The sequence below is a fragment of the Brevundimonas sp. AVps7 genome, assembly GCF_058681545.1.
Genome location: NZ_CM178742.1, coordinates 2,581,499 through 2,599,389, shown reverse-complemented (window position 1 = coordinate 2,599,389; position 17,891 = coordinate 2,581,499). Strand labels below are relative to the sequence as shown.

Sequence of the window (17,891 nt, the reverse complement as noted above, 5' to 3'; positions counted from 1 at the left end):
CGGAATGCCTCTTACGCCCGAAGATCTGGCCGTCGCCCGGGAGGCGCTGGTTCGCAGCGATCCGGCGCTGGAACGCGCCCATCAGCAGACCCCGCCGTTCGACTGGCGGGTCGGCGACAGAGGCTTCCTCGGCCTGTTCCGGATGATTGTGGATCAGCAGGTGTCGCTGGCCTCGGCCGCCTCGGTCTGGGCGAGGCTGCAGGCGGGACTGGGCGAGATCACGCCTGCGAACCTGCTGGCGCACGATCTGGACAGTCTGCGCGGCATGGGGCTGTCGCGGCAGAAGGCGACCTATGGTCAGGGCATAGCCCGGGCCCAGCTGGATGGGACGGTCGATCTCGAGCACCTGTCGACGCTCGACGACGAGGCTGCGATTGCGGCCCTGGTGTCGCTGAAGGGCGTGGGGTTGTGGACGGCGGAAGCCTATCTGCTGATCTGCGACGGGCGGCTTGATGTGTTTCCCGGCGGCGATATCGCCCTGCAGGAGGCGATCAAGTGGGCCGATCGGCTTGAGCATCGGCCGGATACGAAGGCCGCCTATGCGCGGGCCGAGGTGTGGCGGCCGCACCGGGGGCTGGCCAGCCATCTGTTGTGGGCCTGGTACGGCGGGGTGAAGAAGGGGCAGATCGTGCTAGACCATGCCCTCAAGTAGACGAGCGCCGCGCGCGAGACGGTAGGGAAACAAAGAAGTCCGTGAACGCACTGGTCGACCCCAACATTCTGAGTCCCGCACTCGCTCATCCGGAAACGGTGCTGGGCGCGCTCGATTTCGCGGGTGTCGCCGTGTTCGCCGCGACCGGCGCGCTGGCGGCGGCGCGAGAGAAGCACGACCTCGTCACCTTCGCCTTCTTCGGCGCCATTACCGGCGTGGGCGGCGGGACCCTGCGGGATCTGCTGATCGATGCGCCGGTCTTCTGGGTTCAGGACTGGAGATACATCGCTGTCTGCCTGGCTTCGGCGATGGCAGTGTGGCTGGTCGGGGCGGGAGCCTGGCGGTTCCGGGCGCTGTTGTGGCTCGATGCGATCGGGCTTGGGGCTTACGGCGTGCTCGGCGCGGCCAAGGCCGAGGCGTTCGGCGTGCCGCCCCTGATCTGCATCGTCATGGGGGCGCTGACGGCGTGCTTCGGGGGCATCGTGCGCGACATCCTGGCGGGGCAGCCGTCGATCCTGTTGAGGCGGGAGATCACTATTTCTGCGGCCCTGCTGGCGGCCACCCTCTATGTCGTGGCGCGCCAGCTGGGCCTGGATCACTGGCCGGCCGCATTGATCGCGGCGCCGGTCGGTTTCGGTCTCCGCGCCGGGGCCCTGGCCTGGGGCTGGAGCCTGCCGGCCTTCCCCGGCGGGCTGATCAGAAAGGGCACGTCATGAAACCGCTGCACGGCCGTCATGGCGGTGCGCACGAATCACGGATAGGCTGCCTTCACTAGAGAGAAGGAGAGACGTCTTCAGTCCGATTTCCTCGATTTCCGGCGTGAGCGGGAGGGTCTGATGCAGGTCCTTCACAAGCCGCCGTCCGGCTTTCCGGCCCTGGTGCTGAACGCCGACTTCCGCCCGCTGTCCTACTATCCGCTGTCGCTATGGCCGTGGGAAGAGGCGGTGAAGGCGGTCTATCAGGATCGCGTGGATGTCGTCTCCGTCTACGACAGGGTCGTGCGCAGCCCGTCGATGGAGATGCAGATCCCCAGCGTTATCGCGCTGAAGAGCTATGTCGATCAGAACCGCAGTCCGGCCTTCACCCGTTTCAACGTCTTCCTGCGCGACGGTTTCACCTGCCAGTACTGCGGCGACACCGCCGAACTGACGTTCGACCATGTCATTCCTCGCAGCCGGGGCGGGCGCACGACGTGGGAGAATATCGTCGCCGCCTGTTCGCCCTGTAACCTGAAGAAGGGCGGGCGGACGCCGCAGCAGGCCCACATGCCGATCCGCCGCGCGCCCAATCGGCCGAACGCCTTCCAGCTTCAGGATGCGGGGCGGCGCTTCCCGCCCCACTACCTGCACCAGAGCTGGCTCGACTACCTCTACTGGGACATCGAGCTGGAGCCCTAGAGGGGCGCCACTATCCTGCGCCGCATGACCTGCTAGAAGACATGACCCGATCCGGAACGGTCGTCGATACGCGACGTTGACGGCTCGCCCCTCACATCAGGTCGTCCATGAAAATCCGCGTCCGCGCCGAGCTCGTCTATCGCTTCGATCCCCCGACCGACGCGATCTACAAGATTCAGGTCGCGCACTGGCCGGGCCAGGACATCCTGGAGGAGCGGCTGACGATCACGCCGACCCAGGACCTGCACGAGGACGAGGACACGGAGTTCGGCGCTCGCACCCTGCGCGCCCGCCTGAGCGGCGAAGTCGCCCTGACCTATGAGGCGGTGGTCAACAATGGCTCCCTGCTGGGGCTTCCGCCGGGCGTGACCCAGCACGACTGGAACGACCTTCCGGCCGAGGTGCTGACCTATCTCTGGCCCAGCCGCTACTGCCCTTCGGATCAATTCGGCCGGTTCGTTGAGCGCCAGTTCGGCGAGACAACGGGAGGTGAGCGGGTGCTGGCGATCCTGAACTGGATCACGGAGAACATCGACTATGAGCGCGGTGTGTCGGATTCCGAGACCACGGCGTCCCGCACCTTCATCGACCGGGCGGGGGTGTGTCGCGACTTCACCCACATGGGCATCACCCTGTGCCGGGCTTCAGGTATTCCGGCGCGGGCGGTCAGCGCCTATGCGCACCAGCTGAACCCGCCCGACTTCCACGCCATCTTCGAGATCTGGCTGTCGAACGGCTGGTGGCTGGTCGATCCGACCGGTCTGGCGCCGATCGAGGGGCTGGTGCGGATCGCCTGCGGACGCGACGCCGCCGACATTGCTTTCCTGTCGACCCAGGGGACCTGTGAGATGGTGCGCCAGTCGATCACCGCAGAAGCGGTCGGGGCCTATTCCGTCGAGGCGCGATCGGACCTTCTGCGCGCCTGATAGGTCTCGATGAAGTCGAGGCGGCGCAGGACCTTGTTCTGCGGATCGATGACGACATGGGCGCCGGCAGGGACGCGGACCGAGCCCCGGCCGGCGGTCATGGCGACGGTCTCGACCCGGCCGTCGACGGAGACTTCCACCGGCATGGGGAAGTCGCCGCCGTCGCCGGTCGTCCATGACAGGTTCAGGGTCTCGCCCTCGCGCACCTCGTTCAGGGCCGGCAGGGCCGCCTGATAGAGATAGCCGCGGAAGAACCAGCTGTAGTCCTTGCCGGTGATGTCGTTGACGATGCGCAGGAAGTCCGGTGTCGAGCGGTAGATGGGCTCGAAATTGCCCGGGCGCGGATCGGGGCGGCCGTAGACCAGGGTCGTCACGGCGCGGAAGAAGGCCTCGTCGCCGATCAGCATGCGCAGCGAATGGGCGATCAGCGAACCCTTGGAATAGATGTCGTTGCCCGGCCCGACCTCGCCGTCATAGACCTCGCCCTCGCTCTTCAGTTCGCCCGAGACGACAGGGAAGCGGTTGATGAGGCCCTGCTGCTGTTCGGCCAGTTCGGTCTGCAGATAGCGGTCGCCGTGCAGCCAGGCGCCATAGAGGGGCTGCATGTAGGAGCCGAGCCCCTCGTGCAGCCACATGTCGTCGGCGTTCGAATTGGTCAACTGGTTGCCGAACCATTCGTGGGCCAGCTCATGCTGCAGCAGCCAGTCGTAGCCCTTGCCGTCCAGCCGGTAGCTGTTGCCGTAGGCGTTGATGGTCTGGTGCTCCATGCCCAGGTGCGGGGTCTCCACGACGCCCATCTTCTCGTCCGAGAAGGGGAAGGGGCCGACGGTGGCCTCGTAGAAGTCCATCTGCTGCGGGAACTCGGCGAACAGGGCGGCGGCGCGCGCCGGGTCGTCGGAATTCAGATGCCAGAAGGACATCGGGAAGCTGTTGCCGAACCGGCTACGATAGTCGGTCTTCAGCTCGGTATACGGGCCGATGTTGAGGGCGACGGCGTAGGTGTTGGGCTGTGCCGCCGACCAGTTCCAGGTCGTCCAGCCGTCGCCGTGGTCCTCGGTTCCGATGAGGCGGCCGTTCGACGGCGCGGACAGACCGGTGGGCACGGTGATGTGCAGGTCGACCCGGCCGGGCTCGGCCAGGGGGCTGTCGATACAGGGCCAGAACAGGTCGCAGCCCTCGCCCTGGACCGCTGTGGCGATCCAGGGCTCGCCACCGGGCGCTGTCGCCCAGACGAAGCCGCCGGACCAGGGCGCGCGGGGCGCCACCCGGGGATGCCCCGAATAGGCTATGCGCAGTGTCGTCGTCTGACCCGCGGCCAGCGGTCGGGGCAGGGGGACGGTCATCCGCCCCTCGGGATTGGACCAGTCGTTCACCGCCTGTCCGTCCACCGACACGGCGGAGATATCGAACACGGTGTCCAGTTCGACCACCAGCCTCGCGACCGGCGCCGTCGCGGTGAAGGTCAGGGCCGCCGTCGCGTCGATGGCCTTGTCGGCGGGGATCACCTTGATGGCCAGGTCTACGAGATCGATGCGCACGGCCTGCTGCTCCGGCGTGCGCGGCTGGTCGGTCATCAGGGTGAAGGCGGTCGTTGTGCGTTGCACCGCATCCTGCGCGAATGCGGGCCCCGCCAGCAGGGATGCGACGGCAAGGGCGGTCAGGGTGTTGCGCATGACGGGGCTCAACTGGCCGAGCGGGCGAGCCGTTCGGCGGCAGCCCGCTCGCGTTCAGCGCGGGTCCAGGCCTGGAAGTCGTCGATCACGTCGAGCTGACGCAGCAGCTTGTTCTGCGGATCGACCAGCAGGGTCGCGGCGGCGGGCACCGCGACGGTCGCACGGCCGTTCGGCATCGCCACGGTCTGGACCTGTCCGTCGATCTCGATCTCTACCGGCATAGGGAAGGCGCCGCCGTCACCCGTGGTCCAGGCCAGCGTCAGCTGATCGCCCTCGCGCGTCCGGGCGAGGACCGGCAGGGCGGCCTGGTACAGATAGGCGTCGAAGAACCAGTCGTAGTCCTGCCCCGTCACCGTGTTGACGATGGCGTTCATCTCCCGGGTCGAGGAGGTTTGCGGGACGAAATTTCCAGGGCGCGGATCCGGGCGACCGTACACCAGGCGGCGGATGACCTCGTAGAAGTCCTCATCGCCGATCGTCATGCGCAGGGTGTGGGCGATCAGCGAGCCCTTGCTGTAGATGTCGCCGCCGGGGCCCTCGGAGCCGCCATAGACCTGATTGACCGTGCGGTTGGTCCGGGAGACCACGGCGAAGCGGTTGACCAGACCCTCGCGCTGACGCTGCAACTCGCCCTGCATGTAGCGCTCGCCGTGCAGGTAGCGGGCGAACAGCGGCTGCATATAGGTGCCCAGACCCTCGTGCAGCCACATGTCGTCGGCGTTGCGGTTGGTCAGCTGGTTGGCGAACCACTCGTGTGAGAACTCGTGCTGAAGCAGGGTGTCGTAGCCCTCGCGCTCGACCTCGTAGTTGTTGCCGTAAGCATTGATCGTCTGGTGCTCCATGCCGAGGTAGGGCGTCTCGACCACCCCCATCTTGGAATCGCCGAACGGGTAGGGGCCGATGGTCGATTCGAAGAAGTCGAGCATGGGGGCGAACTCGGCGAACAGGCGCTGGACCTTGGCCGGGTCGTCGGACCGCAGGTGCCAGTAGTGCATCGGGATCGTATTGCCGAACCGGCTCTGATACGGCGCAGTGACTTCCTCATAGGGGCCGACGTTGATCATCCCGGCATAGATGTTCGGGTTCTTGATGCTCCAGCTCCAGGTCTTCGTCCCGTCGGCGTTCTCGGCCATACCGGTGAAGACGCCCGGTCCCGGCGCCGAGACATTGCCCGGGGTCGTGATGTGCATGTCCAGCTGGCCGGGCTCGGCGTTGGAGTTGTCGATGCAGGGCCAGACCAGGTCGCAGCCGTTCAGCTGGACCGCCGTGCCGATCCATGGCTCGCCCGTGGGTGCGGTAGACCAGACCCAGCCGCCGTTCCACGGCGCGCGCGGGGCGACGCGGGGGACGCCGGCATAGGTGATGGTGAGGGTCGGGGTGGCCCCGGTCGCCAGACCCGCCGGAACCTCGACGGTCACTCGCCCCTCGGGGTTCGACCAGCGACCGGCGGGCACCACTTCGCCGTCCAGCCGGATCTCGGAGATGGTGAACAGAGTGTCCAGCTCGACGGCCAGCCGCTGGATGGGCGACAGGACGGTGAAGTTCAGCACCGTTGTTCCTTCGATCGACTTCGTTTCCGGCAGGACCTTGATGGAGACATCGGCCTTGTCGAGGCGGACGGCCTCCTGCTCGGGCGAGCGGGGCTTGTCGGTTTCAAGGGTGAAGGCCGTCGGCTGACGCGCCGTGGCGTCCTGGGCCATCGCCGGGATGGCGGACAGAAGGACGAGCGCGGAAGCGGCGCAGGCGAACTTGATCATGACAGGCCCCGGTGAGTTCGGAGCCAACCTACCGAACAGGCGACACGGAGCAACAGGCAAAGAAAAAGGCCGGTGTCTCCACCGGCCTCGTTCAAATGCTTTGTTCGTCAGGACTCAGGCGGCGGCTTGTTCAGCCAGCTTGGCCTTGATCTGGCGCTTGATGCGCTGGGCCGTGACCGACAGCTGCTCGTCCTTGGCCTTGACGATGAAGGGGTCCAGGCCGCCCTTGAAGTCGAGGGTGCGCAGCGCGGCGTTCGAGATGCGCAGCGAATAGGACTGGCCCAGGGCTTCCGAAGCCAGCTTGACCTTCTTGAGCGACGGCAGGAAGCGGCGCTTGGTCTTGATGTTCGAGTGGCTGACCGAGTGGCCGACCATCGGCCCGACACCGGTAAGTTCGCAACGACGCGACATCGTCTAATCCTTGAGGTGGCGCGGCTCCGAACGGTGGAGAGCGCATGAAACGAATGCGCGCGAGGGTGGACCCCCGCGCGAGAGGGGGCCGTATAGAGGAACCGATCCCGCGCCGTCAAGGCTTTGGAGGCCAGATTGGACTCCGGAACCGAGTCACGGCGATCAGGCGTTCATGCGTCGTTCAATCGCCGCGTTTCAATGCTTAAGCTCACGGGACTGTCCCGAGGATGAGATCCACGATGACCCTGCCTTCCTTCCTGATGCGCACCGTCGCCGTCGCGGCGCCCGCTCTGGCCGGTGCGATCCTGCTGGCCGCGCCGTCTTCCTCGCTGCATGCGCAGGCCGCAGCGACCGAGGTCCTGCCGGGCTACTGGGAGTACACGACCAGCGCCGTGGGCATCCGCTCGACCGAAACGAAATGCGTGCGGCCCAGCGAAATCAACCGCTTCTTCGGGGGGCTGTCGACGCGCCGCTGGCAGTGCGTCTATCCGACCCGCGTCGTCGGCGGCGGCACAGCCCGCTTTGAGGGAACCTGCACCGACCATCGCGGCCGTCGCGTGAACGTGCGTCTCGGCGGTTCGTACCAGCAGGAGAGTTTCCGCTTCACCGGCGGGGCGCAGCTGGCGCGCGGTACGCCCTACCTCCCGGCCTCGATCACGGCGCGCCGTGTGGCGGCGGTCTGCCCGGCGGGCGCGGAGTATTTCTGAGCCACGCTGTCAGGCGTGAGAACCGCCGACCTCCCAGACGAAGCTCTGGGCGCCCAGTTGCCGGCATGCCGTCTCGGTGTCGCTCGCCAACCGCGTAAGGATCTGAAGTCGGCGGGTTTTCGTCTTGGAGAACATGCCCAGGTCCAGGCCGACGACGATCCGCCAGCGATCGTCGAGCGCGCTTCCGTCCGGCGCGGCTTCGTCCAACTCGGGGCAGGTCACCAACGACACGCCGATGGTCTTGCCGTCATCGAAAATGGCGGCCTCCGAATGCCAGCCATGGTCTTCGGCGAAGGCGTCACCGAAATTCCACCCTCGCGATGCGAGCTGGGGGTGCAGCTTCTTCTGAAGAGATGCGCCGACCAGGCCGTTGATCGATTGCGCGACTTCGTCGGAGCTGTCCCGCAGACCAGGAAGCGTGAAGACAGCCGTCCACGTGACAAGTCCCATCTCTTTCCTCCGTTGGCGCCGTTGCTTTGCCAGTGGACGATTAACGACGGGTCCCCCAAACGAAAAGGCCCGGTGTCGCCACCGGGCCTCGTTCAGATCAGCAGCGTCGCCGTGATTATGCGGCTTCGGCTTCTTCTTCGGCCTCGGCGGCTTCGGCGGCGGCGATGACGGCCTTCTTGGCGCTCAGCGACTTGGACAGCAGCTGGACGGCGGCGTCCTTGTCGATGCGGTTGGCGGCGGCGACTTCGCGGGCCATCCGGTCCAGGGCCGATTCATAGAGCTGACGCTCCGAGTAGGACTGTTCCGGCTGCGAATCGGCGCGGTGCAGGTCGCGGACCACTTCGGCGATGGAGACCAGGTCGCCCGAGTTGATCTTGGCTTCGTATTCTTGGGCGCGGCGGCTCCACATCGTGCGCTTGATGCGGGCGCGGCCTTTCAGCGTCGTCAGGGCCTTGGTCACGACGTCATCGGCGGCGAGCGAACGCAGGCCGGCGGTCTTCGCCTTCTTGGTCGGGACGCGCAGGGTCATCTTCTCGTGGTCGAAGGTCACGACATAGACCTCCAGCGACATGCCGGCGATTTCCTGGGTCTCGACCGCCGCGACCTTGCCGACGCCGTGCGCCGGATAGACGACTGCATCGCCAACCTTGAATTCCAGAACGCTCTTGGTGGTCATGTCATTCCTTTCCCGGACGCAGGGGGAGGGCATCGAAGGCGCGACGGACAATTGCTCCCGGACCGGCGACGGGGGTCGCCGATCGGAATGATGCAGTCGTCAATCGTGGAAACGGATCACCCAACCTCTGGCCGACCCCGTCTTCATGGACGAGGTTCTGTCGCAAACGCGGGCGGCGCGCATGAAACGCATACCGCCCGACCCAATGTGAAGGAACATATCACAAAACGAGGCAATTTCAAAACGTCGCAAGCGTCCCTTGCGAAACCGGCGCTATTCCTGACCCCGGAGCCTCGCCTGAGGTCGAAACCGTTCAGGAGCCCTTGCCGGGCGCGGGCGAGAAATACTTCTCGAACTTGCCGGTCTCGCGTTCGAACTGCTCGCGGTCCGCCGGGGGCGTGCCCTTGACCGTGATGTTGGGCCAGGACTTTGCGTATTCCGCGTTGACCTGAAGCCATTTGCCGTCGGGCTCATCCTCGGTGTCGGGCACGATGGCGTCGACGGGGCACTCGGGTTCGCAGACGCCACAGTCGATGCATTCGTCGGGCGCGATGACGAGGAAGTTCTCGCCCTCGTAGAAGCAATCAACGGGGCAGACCTCGACGCAGTCCATGAACTTACATTTCACGCAGGCGTCGGTGACGATGTAGGTCATGGGCGGGCGGGACTGACGGTCAGGTTGGGGCGGGAGAGGCCCGGCAGATGACCCCGCGAGGGGCCCCTGTCAACAGAGCGCTGCTAATCGGGGCTTGCAGGAATACTCTCGTCTTCGGCCAGATCGACATAGAGGGCGCGGGCCTCGGCCGGAGGGCCGCGCCGTTCACCCAGCGCCTCAATCCGCACAGAGGTGACGCGGCCGTTCACGGCGAAGGTCAGCTCGTCTCCCGGGTGGACACAGCGGCTGGGCTTGTCGAGCCGGACCTGTTTACCGTGATGCGTCAACCGCACCGCACCCCGCTCGACGAGGTCAGCGGCGACGCCGCGCGTTTTGGCGAACCGGGCGCGCCAGAGCCAGATATCGACACGGACGCTGTCGTCGCTCATTGGCGGCGAATGGCAGTCATTGCTGCGCCAGAAAAATCAGGTCGATTGCCCGCATTGCGGAAATGGCGGACGGCAAAAATAGAGCGCCGTCGACCGCAAACACCGCCAAACCCCTCGCCGATACTGCGAAGGCGGCCGTCGAGAAGCGACCAGGCCGGGCTCACAACGCCGCCTTCTTTCGCTTCGGCCGCTTGCGGCGGGCCGGTTGGGGCGGGGCTGTCAGTTCGGCCAGTTTGGCGAAGGGCGAGTCCTTGATGACAACGGGCGCCTTGCCCTCGCGGTCGGGGAGTTGGGCGCGGACGGTCTTGAGGGCGGTCCAGATGGATTTGGCGTCGCCGGCCGTCCAGCCGAGGGTTTTCAGGGCGTCGTCGGACAGGTTCCCCTTGCTCTCGCGGCGCAGGTCCCAGGCGCGTTCGAGGTCCTCGACGGGGACGGCCCAGCGGCCCGCGGCGCGGACACCGAAGGCGGACAGGGCGCGCATCGACGGGGCGGGGGTGGGCAGCAGGGTCAGGCCCCCGGGTTTGGCGCGGAAGGGTTCGGCGGCGGCGAAGGCCTGGGACAGGAGGCGGCCGCGCGGTTTCAGCGCGCCGGGCAGCCAGACGGAATGGGTCCCGACGCGGATGGCGAAGGTCTTGATCGTGCGTCGCTCGACCTGGCTGAGGGCGGCGAGGTCGCGCTCCACGTCGCGTCGGTCGATGACGCCGCCGGCCTCCAGCAGGCGGAAGGCGATGCCGCGGGGGAGGCCTTTCAGGGCTCCGGATTCGACGGCCTGTTTCAGGCGGCGCAGGTCGCGCAGGGCACGGCCCGCTTCGGAGGCCAGCCAGGCCTCGATGCGGCGCTGGGCCCGGTCACGCGCGGCCTGGGGGCCGAGGTCGCCGATCAGGCGCACGCGGGGGCTGAAGGGTTCGGTGTTGATGATCTTCGCTGCGAGGGCGCCGGACCACAGGACGTCGCCGTCCGGCGTGACGGAGAAGGCCTGATCGCCGTCGCTCGCCAGCTTGCCGAGGCGGCGCGCGATCTCCGGGCCCACGGCGCGCAGGGCGGCGGTCTTCAGCGTCCGGTCGGCGAGAGCGGAGCCGCCCGAGGCGACGGCGAACCGCACGCCTTCCAAGTGGCCGACCGCCTCGCCGTCGACTGTGACGACGCCGTCGTCGGCGACCTCGGCCATGGTCTCGGCATGATCGTGGAGGGACCGCATCAGGGCGGTGGTCTTGCGGTCGACGAAGCGGGCAGTGAGCCGCTCGTGCAGGACGTCGGACAGCCGGTCCTCAAGCGCGCGGGTGCGGTCGCGCCAGCCCTTGTTCCCCTCCAGCCAGTCGGGGCGGTTGGCGATGTAGGACAGGGTGCGGACGCCCGCGAGCCGGGCCGAGAGCTGGTCGATCTGGCCGTCGTCGCGGTCGACCTCGGCGAAGCGGGGCGCGAACCAGTCGTCGGTCAGCCGGCCGCGCTTGCCGGTCAGGGCGTGGAAGACGTCGCGCGACAGGCGGACATGCTCTTCCAGCGTCGTCTTCTGGAAGTCCGGCAGTTGGCAGGCTTCCCACAGCCGCATGATGGTCCCGCGCGAACGGCCGATCCGCTTGACCTCGTCATCCTGCATGGCGCGGCGCAGGAGGGTCTCGTCCAGCGCCTGTCCGGTCAGCTTCAGTCCGTGAACGTTCGGCGTCTGGACCAGCGACCGCAGCAGGTCGGGCAGGGTGTCGAAGTCGAGTCGGGCGTTGCGCCACTCGATGGCCTGGATGGGGTCGAAGCGATGCTCGACCACCTGTTCAACCAGGTCCTCGTCCAGCTCCTCGGCCTCGCCCGTGACGCCGAAGGTGCCGTCGCGGATGTGGCGGCCGGCGCGACCGGCGATCTGGGCGATCTCGTGGGCGTGGAGCCAGCGGGTGCGGCGGCCGTCGAACTTGCGCATCCCGGCGAAGGCGACATGGTCGACGTCCATGTTCAGCCCCATGCCGATGGCGTCGGTGGCGACGAGGAAGTCGACCTCGCCCGACTGGAACAGGGCGACCTGGGCGTTGCGGGTGCGCGGGCTCAGCGAGCCCATGACCACTGCCGCGCCGCCGCGCTGGCGCCGGATCAGTTCGGCGATGGCGTAGACCTGCTCGGTCGAGAAGGCGACGATGGCGCTGCGGCGGGGCAGGCGGGTCAGCTTCTTGGACCCCGCATAGGTCAGGTTCGACAGCCGCTCGCGGGTGACGACCTCCAGATGGGGGATCAGCCGGCGCATCAGGGGCGCCATGGTCGCGGCGCCGAGGAACATGGTCTCGAACCGGCCGCGTCCGTGGAGCAGTCGTTGCGTGAAGACGTGGCCGCGCTCCGGGTCGGCGGCCAGCTGGATCTCGTCGATGGCCAGGAACTCCACCTCGCGCTCCAGCGGCATGGCCTCGACGGTGCAGACCCAGAAATGCGGCCGGGTCGGGATGATCTTCTCTTCGCCGGTGATCAGGGCGACTGCGGCGGCGCCGCGCAGCTTGACGATCCGCTCGTAGATCTCGCGCGCCAGCAGCCGCAGCGGCAGGCCGATCATGCCCGAGGCGTGACCCAGCATCCGCTCGACCGCGAGGTGGGTCTTGCCGGTATTGGTCGGCCCCAGGACCGCGACGACGCGGGACGGGGCGAGGCCGGTGGGGCGGTCGCTCATGGTTTCAATAAGGTGGCGATTCGCCTGCGGTTCCTCAAGCGGAGCCGATCACACCCCGTTGATCAAAAACTCAATCTGGCCCAGCCGCTCCTTGCCGAAGAACATCTCGTCCCCGACGAAGAAGGTGGGGGCTCCGAAGGCGCCGCGTTCGACGGCGGCGGCGGTGTTGTCGGCCAACTTCGCCTTCACCGCATCGGTCTGGGCCAGGGCGATCAGACGTTCTGCGTCGAGGCCGGCCTCGGTCAGGACCGAGGCGAGCACGGCCGGGTCGCCCATCGGCAGGCCACGCTCCCAGAAACCGGCCAGGACCGCATCCAGATAACGGTCGAACTCGTCGCCGGGTTCGCAGGCGCACAGGCCCCGCATGGCCAGCAGGCTGTTGACCGGGAAGTGGGGGTTCATCTGGAAACCGGTGATGCCGTGGGCCGCGACGAAGCGGCGGATCTCCAGCATTTCGTAGTCAAGCTTGCCCCTGATCCCGGCGTAGGCGCTGAACGGCGCCTGGTTGCCGGTGGCCTTGAAGATGCCGCCCAGCAGGCAGGGGATGACATTGACCGTCGCTCCCGTCCGACCGACCAGCTCCGGCAGGGCGCGCTCGGCGAGGTAGGCGTTCAGGCTGGCGAAATCGAAGATGAAGTCGATGATCTTTCCAGGCGAGGATTGGGTCACCAGTTTTCCTTCCATGGGCGCAGGTCCAGTTCGAACGTCCAGGCGCTGCGTTGCTGATTGTGCAGCCAGACGTAGTTCTTGGCGATTTCGTCGGGCTTGAGGATCGCATCCTCGTCGAGCAGGGTCTGGATGTCGGGGGCGATGAAGCGGGCGAAGGTCCCGTCGATCATGCCGTCGACGACGACGTGGGCGACGTGAATACCCTGCGGCCCCATCTCGCGGGCGAGGCTCTGGGCCAGCTGGCGCAGGGCCGCCTTGGCCCCGGCGAAGGCGGAGAAGCCCGCCCCGCCCCGGGTCGAGGCCGTGGCGCCGGTGAACAGGATCGAGCCCTTGCCGCGCGGACCCATGACGCGGGCGGCCTCGCGCCCCGTGAAGAAGCCGGCCAAGGCCGCCATCTCCCAGACCTTGGAATAGACCTGGGCGGTGGTGTCGACGACCGGGAAGCGGACGTTCGCGCCGATGTTGAAGACCACGACCTGCAGCGGTCCGACCTCGGCCTCGATCCGGTCGACCAGGGCGATCATTTCGGCCTCGTTCCGGGCGTCGACGCCAAAGGCGTGGGCCTGACCGCCGTCGGCGCGGATGGAGGCGGCGAGCGCTTCGAGCTGATCCAGATGACGGGGGCGACGGGTGACGCAGACGGCCAGACACTCGCGGGCAAAGGCGCGGGCGATGGCCGATCCGACCCCGTCTCCGGCGCCGATGATCAGACAGGACGGGGTGGACGACATGACGATCTCCCGGGAGGAGAAGACCGTTTCATATCAAAACTAAGTCGTCAACGCGCGATGGTCGCTCCGGGCAGGGCTGCGCTTAACGGCTGACGACAATGGGGTGGAACAGGCGCGAAACGAATCATGACCGAATCAGCGACACGGCCAGATTCGGGGTTTGTTCACCCCAAGATATTGTATCTTAAGACCGATTAACCACAAACAGATTTCGCCAGGACACGGCGACTGGCGCTGGACGGGTTTACGGAGCGGGGCGCAACCCGCTAGGGACAGCCCGCGTGGCCCCGTAGCTCAGCCGGATAGAGCAAGGCTTTCCTAAAGCAGAGGTCGGGGGTTCGAGTCCCTCCGGGGTCGCCAACCTCTCAGCCCGTTATCGCCACTTCGACCCCTCGCCGTGGCCGCCGATGCTTTCCCATTCGGGCGGGGCGGCCTTGTGGACGTATTGCTCGGACACCAGCCAGCCCTTGAAGGGTCGCAGGACCAGCAGGCAGGCGGCCGCGATCAGGGGGAAGGTGAAGGCGAAATGGACCCAGATCGGCGGATGGACCGTGAACTCGAAGGCCATGAAGGCCATCATGCCGAGGATGCCGATGGCCGATATGGCGAAGAAGGCCGGGCCGTCGGCGGGTTCGGCGAATGAATAGTCCAGGCCGCAGGCGGGGCATGACGGGCGGATGGTCAGGTAGCCCTTGAGCAGGGGACCCTCGCCACAGCGCGGGCATCGGCAACGCAGACCGGTCGAAAGGGTCGACAGGCGGGGATAGGCGGGCACTTCGGGGGTGGACATGGCGGCTCCTGACACCGCTCAGGTCGGCGCTTTGATGCAACGCCGCAAGGGGGCGTTCGGTCACACCCCGTTAACCGCGCCTAAAGGGCGATCGCGCGAGTGTGCGCGCGAATGGCAGGCGCGCGCAACAGCACCGCGATCGGAAGGACCACGGCGGCGCTCGGCGCCGCGGGGACGATCGCGCTCGCCCCGATCGCAGGGTCCGTCTTGCCGGCCTTCGCCCAGGAAGCCGCCGCCGCCCTGGATCCCATCACAATCCGCGTCGGGGCAAATGATGGCTTCACCCGGGTCGAGTTCGCCGGGATCGTCGGATCGCGGTCGCGGGTGCGTCGGGACGGCCAGACCGTCGTCGTGCGCATCGGCTCGACCGCCGCCCCGGACGTCACCCGGCTGAAGGTCGATCCGCCCCCGGGCGTGGTAAAGGTCGAGACCCGCGCGGCGCTGGACGCCACCGAACTGGTCATCACCCTGGCCGAGGGGGCGGACGCCCGCACCGGCGCCGACGACGGCGCGGTATGGCTGAACCTCTATCCCGCCGGAGCGGCGCCTGCCGCGCCCGCCGGCGCCGCCGTCCCTGCCAGTGGCGCGGTGCCGGTCGTGGCGACGAAGACCGCCGAACAGGTCAGCCTGTCCTTCGCCTGGGGCGCGCCGGTGGGCGCAGCCGTCTTCCGGCGCGGGGACGCGGTCTGGGTCGTGTTCGACACCGCCGCCCGGATGGACATGTCGAAGGCGGGCGACCTCGGTCCCGCCGGCCAGGCGCGCTGGGCCATGGGGCCCGACTATACGGCCATTCGCATCCCGGCTCCCGAAGGCCTCGCGGTCTCGGCGGTCGGAGAAGGCGCGACCTGGAGGATCGTCATCGGCGGTCCGACGGCGGCGCCGCAGAGCGTCCAGGTCGATCGTGACGACACGGCCGAGGCCAGTCTGGTCGCAAACATGGCCGGGGCGACCAAGACTGTCTGGCTGACCGACCCGATGGTCGGCGACCGGTTCGCGGCCGTCACGGCCCTGGCGCCCGGCAAGGGATTCGCCGACACTCGCCGGACCGTGGATCTGACCCTGTTGCCGACGGCTCAGGGGCTGGCGGTCGAGACTCCGACCGACGACCTGTCGATCAAGGCAGAGGGCGACCTCGTCACCCTGACGCGGCCCGGCGGTCTGACGATGTCGCCGCCGTCGATGGCGCTCGAGGCGGCCGCGCCGCCCGAGGACCATGCTCCGAGGAAGGCCGAATTCCCGGCCCTGATCCTGACCGAATGGGCCGATCCGGGCGAGGAGGGCTTCTCCGCCCGCTATCGCAAGCTTCAGGACGCGGCGGCGCAGGAATCCATCGCCGCCTCCGACAATCCGCGCGCCCCGATCGAGGCGCGCCTGGCCCTGACGCGCTTCCTGGTCGGATCCGGTCTGGGGTTCGAGGCCATCGGCGTAGTCAACTCGATGTTCACGGAGACGCCGTCCCTGCAGGGCGAGCCGGAACTGCGCGGCCTGCGCGGCGCGGCGCGGGCCTCCATCGGCCGGCTGGAAGAGGCCACCCTGGACTTCTCGTCCGGCGCGCTCGCGGGCGATCCCTCGACCAGGGTCTGGCAGGGCTGGCTGGCCGCCGAACAGGGCGACTGGGAAGAGGCGCGCCGATCCTTCGCGGGAGGGGCCGCCGCCATCGACGGCTTCCCGCCGGTCTGGCGCGCACGGTTCGGCGCCGCGCATGCCATGGCCGCGCTGGAGACCGGCGATCTGAACGCCGCAAAGTCCCTTCTGGCCTACAGTTTCTCGCAGGATGCGCCCGCCGCCGATCAGCTGACGGCCCGTCTGGTGCAGGCGCGGCTGTTCGAGCTGGAGGGCGCGACCGATCGCGCGCTGGCCGTCTACAAGGCCGTCGGCCGGGCGCCGCTGGACGGGATCGCCACCCCGGCCAAGCTGGGCGTGATCCGCATCGAACTGGCCAAGGGCACGATGACGCCGACGGCGGCCGCGGCCCTGCTGGAGCAGCTGAAGTGGCGCTGGCGCGGGGATGCCACCGAGCTGTCTGTGATCCGCACCTTGGGCGGCCTGTATCTGTCGCAGGGTCGCTATCGCGAAGCGCTCGACACCCTTCGCGGGGCCGGCAAGCGGCTGGGCGACCTGCCGGGGGCGGTGGAACTGCAGTCCGACCTGTCGAACGCCTTCAAGGCTCTGTTCCTCGACGGCGCGGCCGACGGCCTGCAGCCGGTGCAGGCCCTGGCCCTGTTCTACGACTTCCGGGACCTGACGCCCGTGGGCGCTGACGGGGACGAGATGGTGCGCCGTCTGGCCCGTCGTCTGGTCGACGTCGACCTGCTGGACCAGGCCGCAGAGCTGCTGAAATACCAGGTCGACAACCGGCTTGAGGGCGTGGCCAAGGCCCAGGTGGCGACCACCCTGGCGACAGTGCTGCTGATGGATCGCCAGCCGGAGCCGGCGCTGCAGGCCCTGTGGTCATCGCGCACGACGCTTCTGCCGACCGCGCTCAGCGCCGAACGTCGGGCGCTGGAGGCGCGGGCCCTGATGGACCTGGGCCGTTACGACCACGCTCTGGAAACGGTTGACGGCGATCGCAGCCCGGAAGCGCAACAGGTCCGCGCCGACATCTTCTGGAAGCAGGAGAACTGGGCGGGGGCGGCGGCGCTTTATGAAGCGCGGCTCGGCGATCGCTACAAGGACACGGCCACGGCCCTGACCCCGGACGAGGAGAGCCGGGTGATCCGGGCCGGCGTCGGCTATTCGCTGGCGCGCGACGCGGGCGCGCTTTCGCGGCTGTCGCAGAACTATGCGCCGTTCAAGGATCGGGCGCGGTCGGGGGCGGCATTGCGCATCGCCCTGGACGGTCTGGATGGAATGGAAGGGGCGGCGAACGCCCAGGACTTCGCCGGACTGACCGCCGGCGCCGACACCTTCACCGGCTGGGTCAACCAGATGAAGACCCAGCTCAGAGAAAGAACGGGCGGGAACCGCGCTGCCGCGACGCCCGCCCGTCCCACTGCTCCAGCCGCCGCGGCTCCCGCGGCAGGCTAAAGAGCTACAGCCTTACTTGTTGACCGCATCCTTGAGCGGCTTCGACACGCGGAAGCGCACGGCCTTCGACGCGGCGATCTTGATGGTCGCGCCCGTGGCCGGGTTGCGGCCTTCGCGAGCGGCGCGGGCGGCGGTGTCGAAAACACCCAGGTTGGAGATGCGGACATCGCCGCCGCCGGTCAGCGACGAATGGATGTTCTTGACGATGGCTTCCAGCACGCGGCCGGCGTCGGCCTGGCTGACACCGGCATCCTTGGCGACGGCGGCGATGAGTTCAGCTTGAGTGGTCATTATGGGTCGTTTCCCGAAAAGCTCGCCCCGATTCCCGGGGCGACGACCG

General features: G+C 67.8%; 18 protein-coding genes and 1 tRNA gene. 7 read left to right on the top strand and 12 right to left on the bottom strand.

All coding sequences use genetic code 11. The annotated features are described in order from the left end of the window. The first annotated feature begins 4 nt into the window (after positions 1-4). From ACW17Y_RS12935 to ACW17Y_RS12920, 4 genes are all read left to right on the top strand, one after another. Positions 5-652 (top strand): DNA-3-methyladenine glycosylase family protein, encoded by a 648-nt coding sequence (locus ACW17Y_RS12935; RefSeq protein ID WP_492036091.1) that lies wholly within the window; start codon positions 5-7, stop codon positions 650-652. Between the two features lie 41 nt (positions 653-693). After that, positions 694-1,368 carry a trimeric intracellular cation channel family protein gene (locus ACW17Y_RS12930; RefSeq protein ID WP_492036090.1) on the top strand — a complete coding sequence of 225 codons (675 nt, stop codon included), beginning with the start codon at positions 694-696 and terminating at the stop codon, positions 1,366-1,368. Positions 1,369-1,488: 120 nt separating this feature from the next. Further along, entirely contained in the window at positions 1,489-2,049 is a 561-nt protein-coding gene (locus ACW17Y_RS12925) for an HNH endonuclease (protein ID WP_492023171.1), read from the top strand. Positions 2,050-2,156: 107 nt separating this feature from the next. Then, a complete protein-coding gene (locus tag ACW17Y_RS12920) occupies positions 2,157-2,975 on the top strand; it encodes a transglutaminase-like domain-containing protein (RefSeq protein WP_492036089.1) in 819 nt (272 codons plus the stop codon). Here the strand turns inward: ACW17Y_RS12920 and ACW17Y_RS12915 are convergent. The 3 genes from ACW17Y_RS12915 to rpmB all read right to left on the bottom strand — a co-directional run bounded on the left by ACW17Y_RS12915 (position 2,936) and on the right by rpmB (position 6,816). Then, complete coding sequence (locus tag ACW17Y_RS12915) at positions 2,936-4,648, bottom strand: M1 family metallopeptidase (RefSeq protein WP_492036088.1); 1,713 nt, start codon at positions 4,646-4,648, stop codon at positions 2,936-2,938. The genes ACW17Y_RS12920 and ACW17Y_RS12915 overlap by 40 nt on opposite strands. An 8-nt stretch (positions 4,649-4,656) precedes the next feature. Further along, positions 4,657-6,405 carry a M1 family metallopeptidase gene (locus ACW17Y_RS12910; RefSeq protein WP_492036087.1) on the bottom strand — a complete coding sequence of 583 codons (1,749 nt, stop codon included), beginning with the start codon at positions 6,403-6,405 and terminating at the stop codon, positions 4,657-4,659. Between the two features lie 114 nt (positions 6,406-6,519). Beyond that, positions 6,520-6,816, bottom strand: coding sequence for a 50S ribosomal protein L28 (gene rpmB / locus ACW17Y_RS12905; RefSeq protein WP_298162364.1), 297 nt, complete (start codon positions 6,814-6,816; stop codon positions 6,520-6,522). 239 nt (positions 6,817-7,055) lie between these two features. On the opposite strand from rpmB, the gene ACW17Y_RS12900 reads away from it, so the two are divergent. Next, on the top strand, positions 7,056-7,523 hold the full coding sequence (locus ACW17Y_RS12900; RefSeq protein ID WP_492036086.1) for a DUF3617 domain-containing protein: 468 nt from the start codon (positions 7,056-7,058) through the stop codon (positions 7,521-7,523). A 9-nt stretch (positions 7,524-7,532) separates the two neighbouring features. On the opposite strand, the gene ACW17Y_RS12895 is transcribed toward ACW17Y_RS12900, so the two are convergent. From ACW17Y_RS12895 to ACW17Y_RS12865, 7 genes are all read right to left on the bottom strand, one after another. After that, a complete protein-coding gene (locus ACW17Y_RS12895) occupies positions 7,533-7,973 on the bottom strand; it encodes a hypothetical protein (RefSeq protein WP_492036085.1) in 441 nt (146 codons plus the stop codon). A gap of 115 nt (positions 7,974-8,088) precedes the next feature. Then, the gene (locus ACW17Y_RS12890; RefSeq protein ID WP_309627973.1) at positions 8,089-8,649 is read right to left on the bottom strand and encodes a CarD family transcriptional regulator; all 561 of its coding nucleotides are present in this window, start codon (positions 8,647-8,649) and stop codon (positions 8,089-8,091) included. A 313-nt stretch (positions 8,650-8,962) separates the two neighbouring features. Beyond that, complete coding sequence (fdxA, locus tag ACW17Y_RS12885) at positions 8,963-9,304, bottom strand: ferredoxin FdxA (protein ID WP_428150406.1); 342 nt, start codon at positions 9,302-9,304, stop codon at positions 8,963-8,965. 83 nt (positions 9,305-9,387) lie between these two features. Continuing rightward, the gene (locus ACW17Y_RS12880; RefSeq protein ID WP_492036084.1) at positions 9,388-9,693 is read right to left on the bottom strand and encodes an RNA-binding S4 domain-containing protein; all 306 of its coding nucleotides are present in this window, start codon (positions 9,691-9,693) and stop codon (positions 9,388-9,390) included. A 160-nt stretch (positions 9,694-9,853) separates the two neighbouring features. Beyond that, complete coding sequence (locus tag ACW17Y_RS12875) at positions 9,854-12,334, bottom strand: helicase-related protein (RefSeq protein WP_492036083.1); 2,481 nt, start codon at positions 12,332-12,334, stop codon at positions 9,854-9,856. A gap of 48 nt (positions 12,335-12,382) precedes the next feature. Continuing rightward, positions 12,383-13,003, bottom strand: coding sequence for a 2-hydroxychromene-2-carboxylate isomerase (locus ACW17Y_RS12870; RefSeq protein WP_492036082.1), 621 nt, complete (start codon positions 13,001-13,003; stop codon positions 12,383-12,385). Then, positions 13,000-13,734: an SDR family NAD(P)-dependent oxidoreductase gene (locus tag ACW17Y_RS12865; RefSeq protein WP_492036081.1), complete on the bottom strand. Its 735-nt coding sequence runs from the start codon at positions 13,732-13,734 to the stop codon at positions 13,000-13,002. The genes ACW17Y_RS12870 and ACW17Y_RS12865 overlap by 4 nt, the downstream gene beginning before the upstream one ends. A gap of 283 nt (positions 13,735-14,017) precedes the next feature. Here ACW17Y_RS12865 and ACW17Y_RS12860 point away from each other — a divergent pair. Continuing rightward, positions 14,018-14,094: transfer RNA gene (locus ACW17Y_RS12860), tRNA-Arg, on the top strand. Between the two features lie 13 nt (positions 14,095-14,107). Here the strand turns inward: ACW17Y_RS12860 and ACW17Y_RS12855 are convergent. Next, the gene (locus tag ACW17Y_RS12855; RefSeq protein ID WP_492036080.1) at positions 14,108-14,524 is read right to left on the bottom strand and encodes a DUF983 domain-containing protein; all 417 of its coding nucleotides are present in this window, start codon (positions 14,522-14,524) and stop codon (positions 14,108-14,110) included. Between the two features lie 111 nt (positions 14,525-14,635). Here ACW17Y_RS12855 and ACW17Y_RS12850 point away from each other — a divergent pair, with 111 nt between their 5' ends. After that, a complete protein-coding gene (locus ACW17Y_RS12850; RefSeq protein ID WP_492036079.1) occupies positions 14,636-17,551 on the top strand; it encodes a tetratricopeptide repeat protein in 2,916 nt (971 codons plus the stop codon). A 12-nt stretch (positions 17,552-17,563) separates the two neighbouring features. Here ACW17Y_RS12850 and ACW17Y_RS12845 read toward each other — a convergent pair whose 3' ends face one another. Continuing rightward, the gene (locus ACW17Y_RS12845) at positions 17,564-17,842 is read right to left on the bottom strand and encodes an HU family DNA-binding protein (RefSeq protein WP_298162342.1); all 279 of its coding nucleotides are present in this window, start codon (positions 17,840-17,842) and stop codon (positions 17,564-17,566) included. Positions 17,843-17,891: the final 49 nt, after the last annotated feature.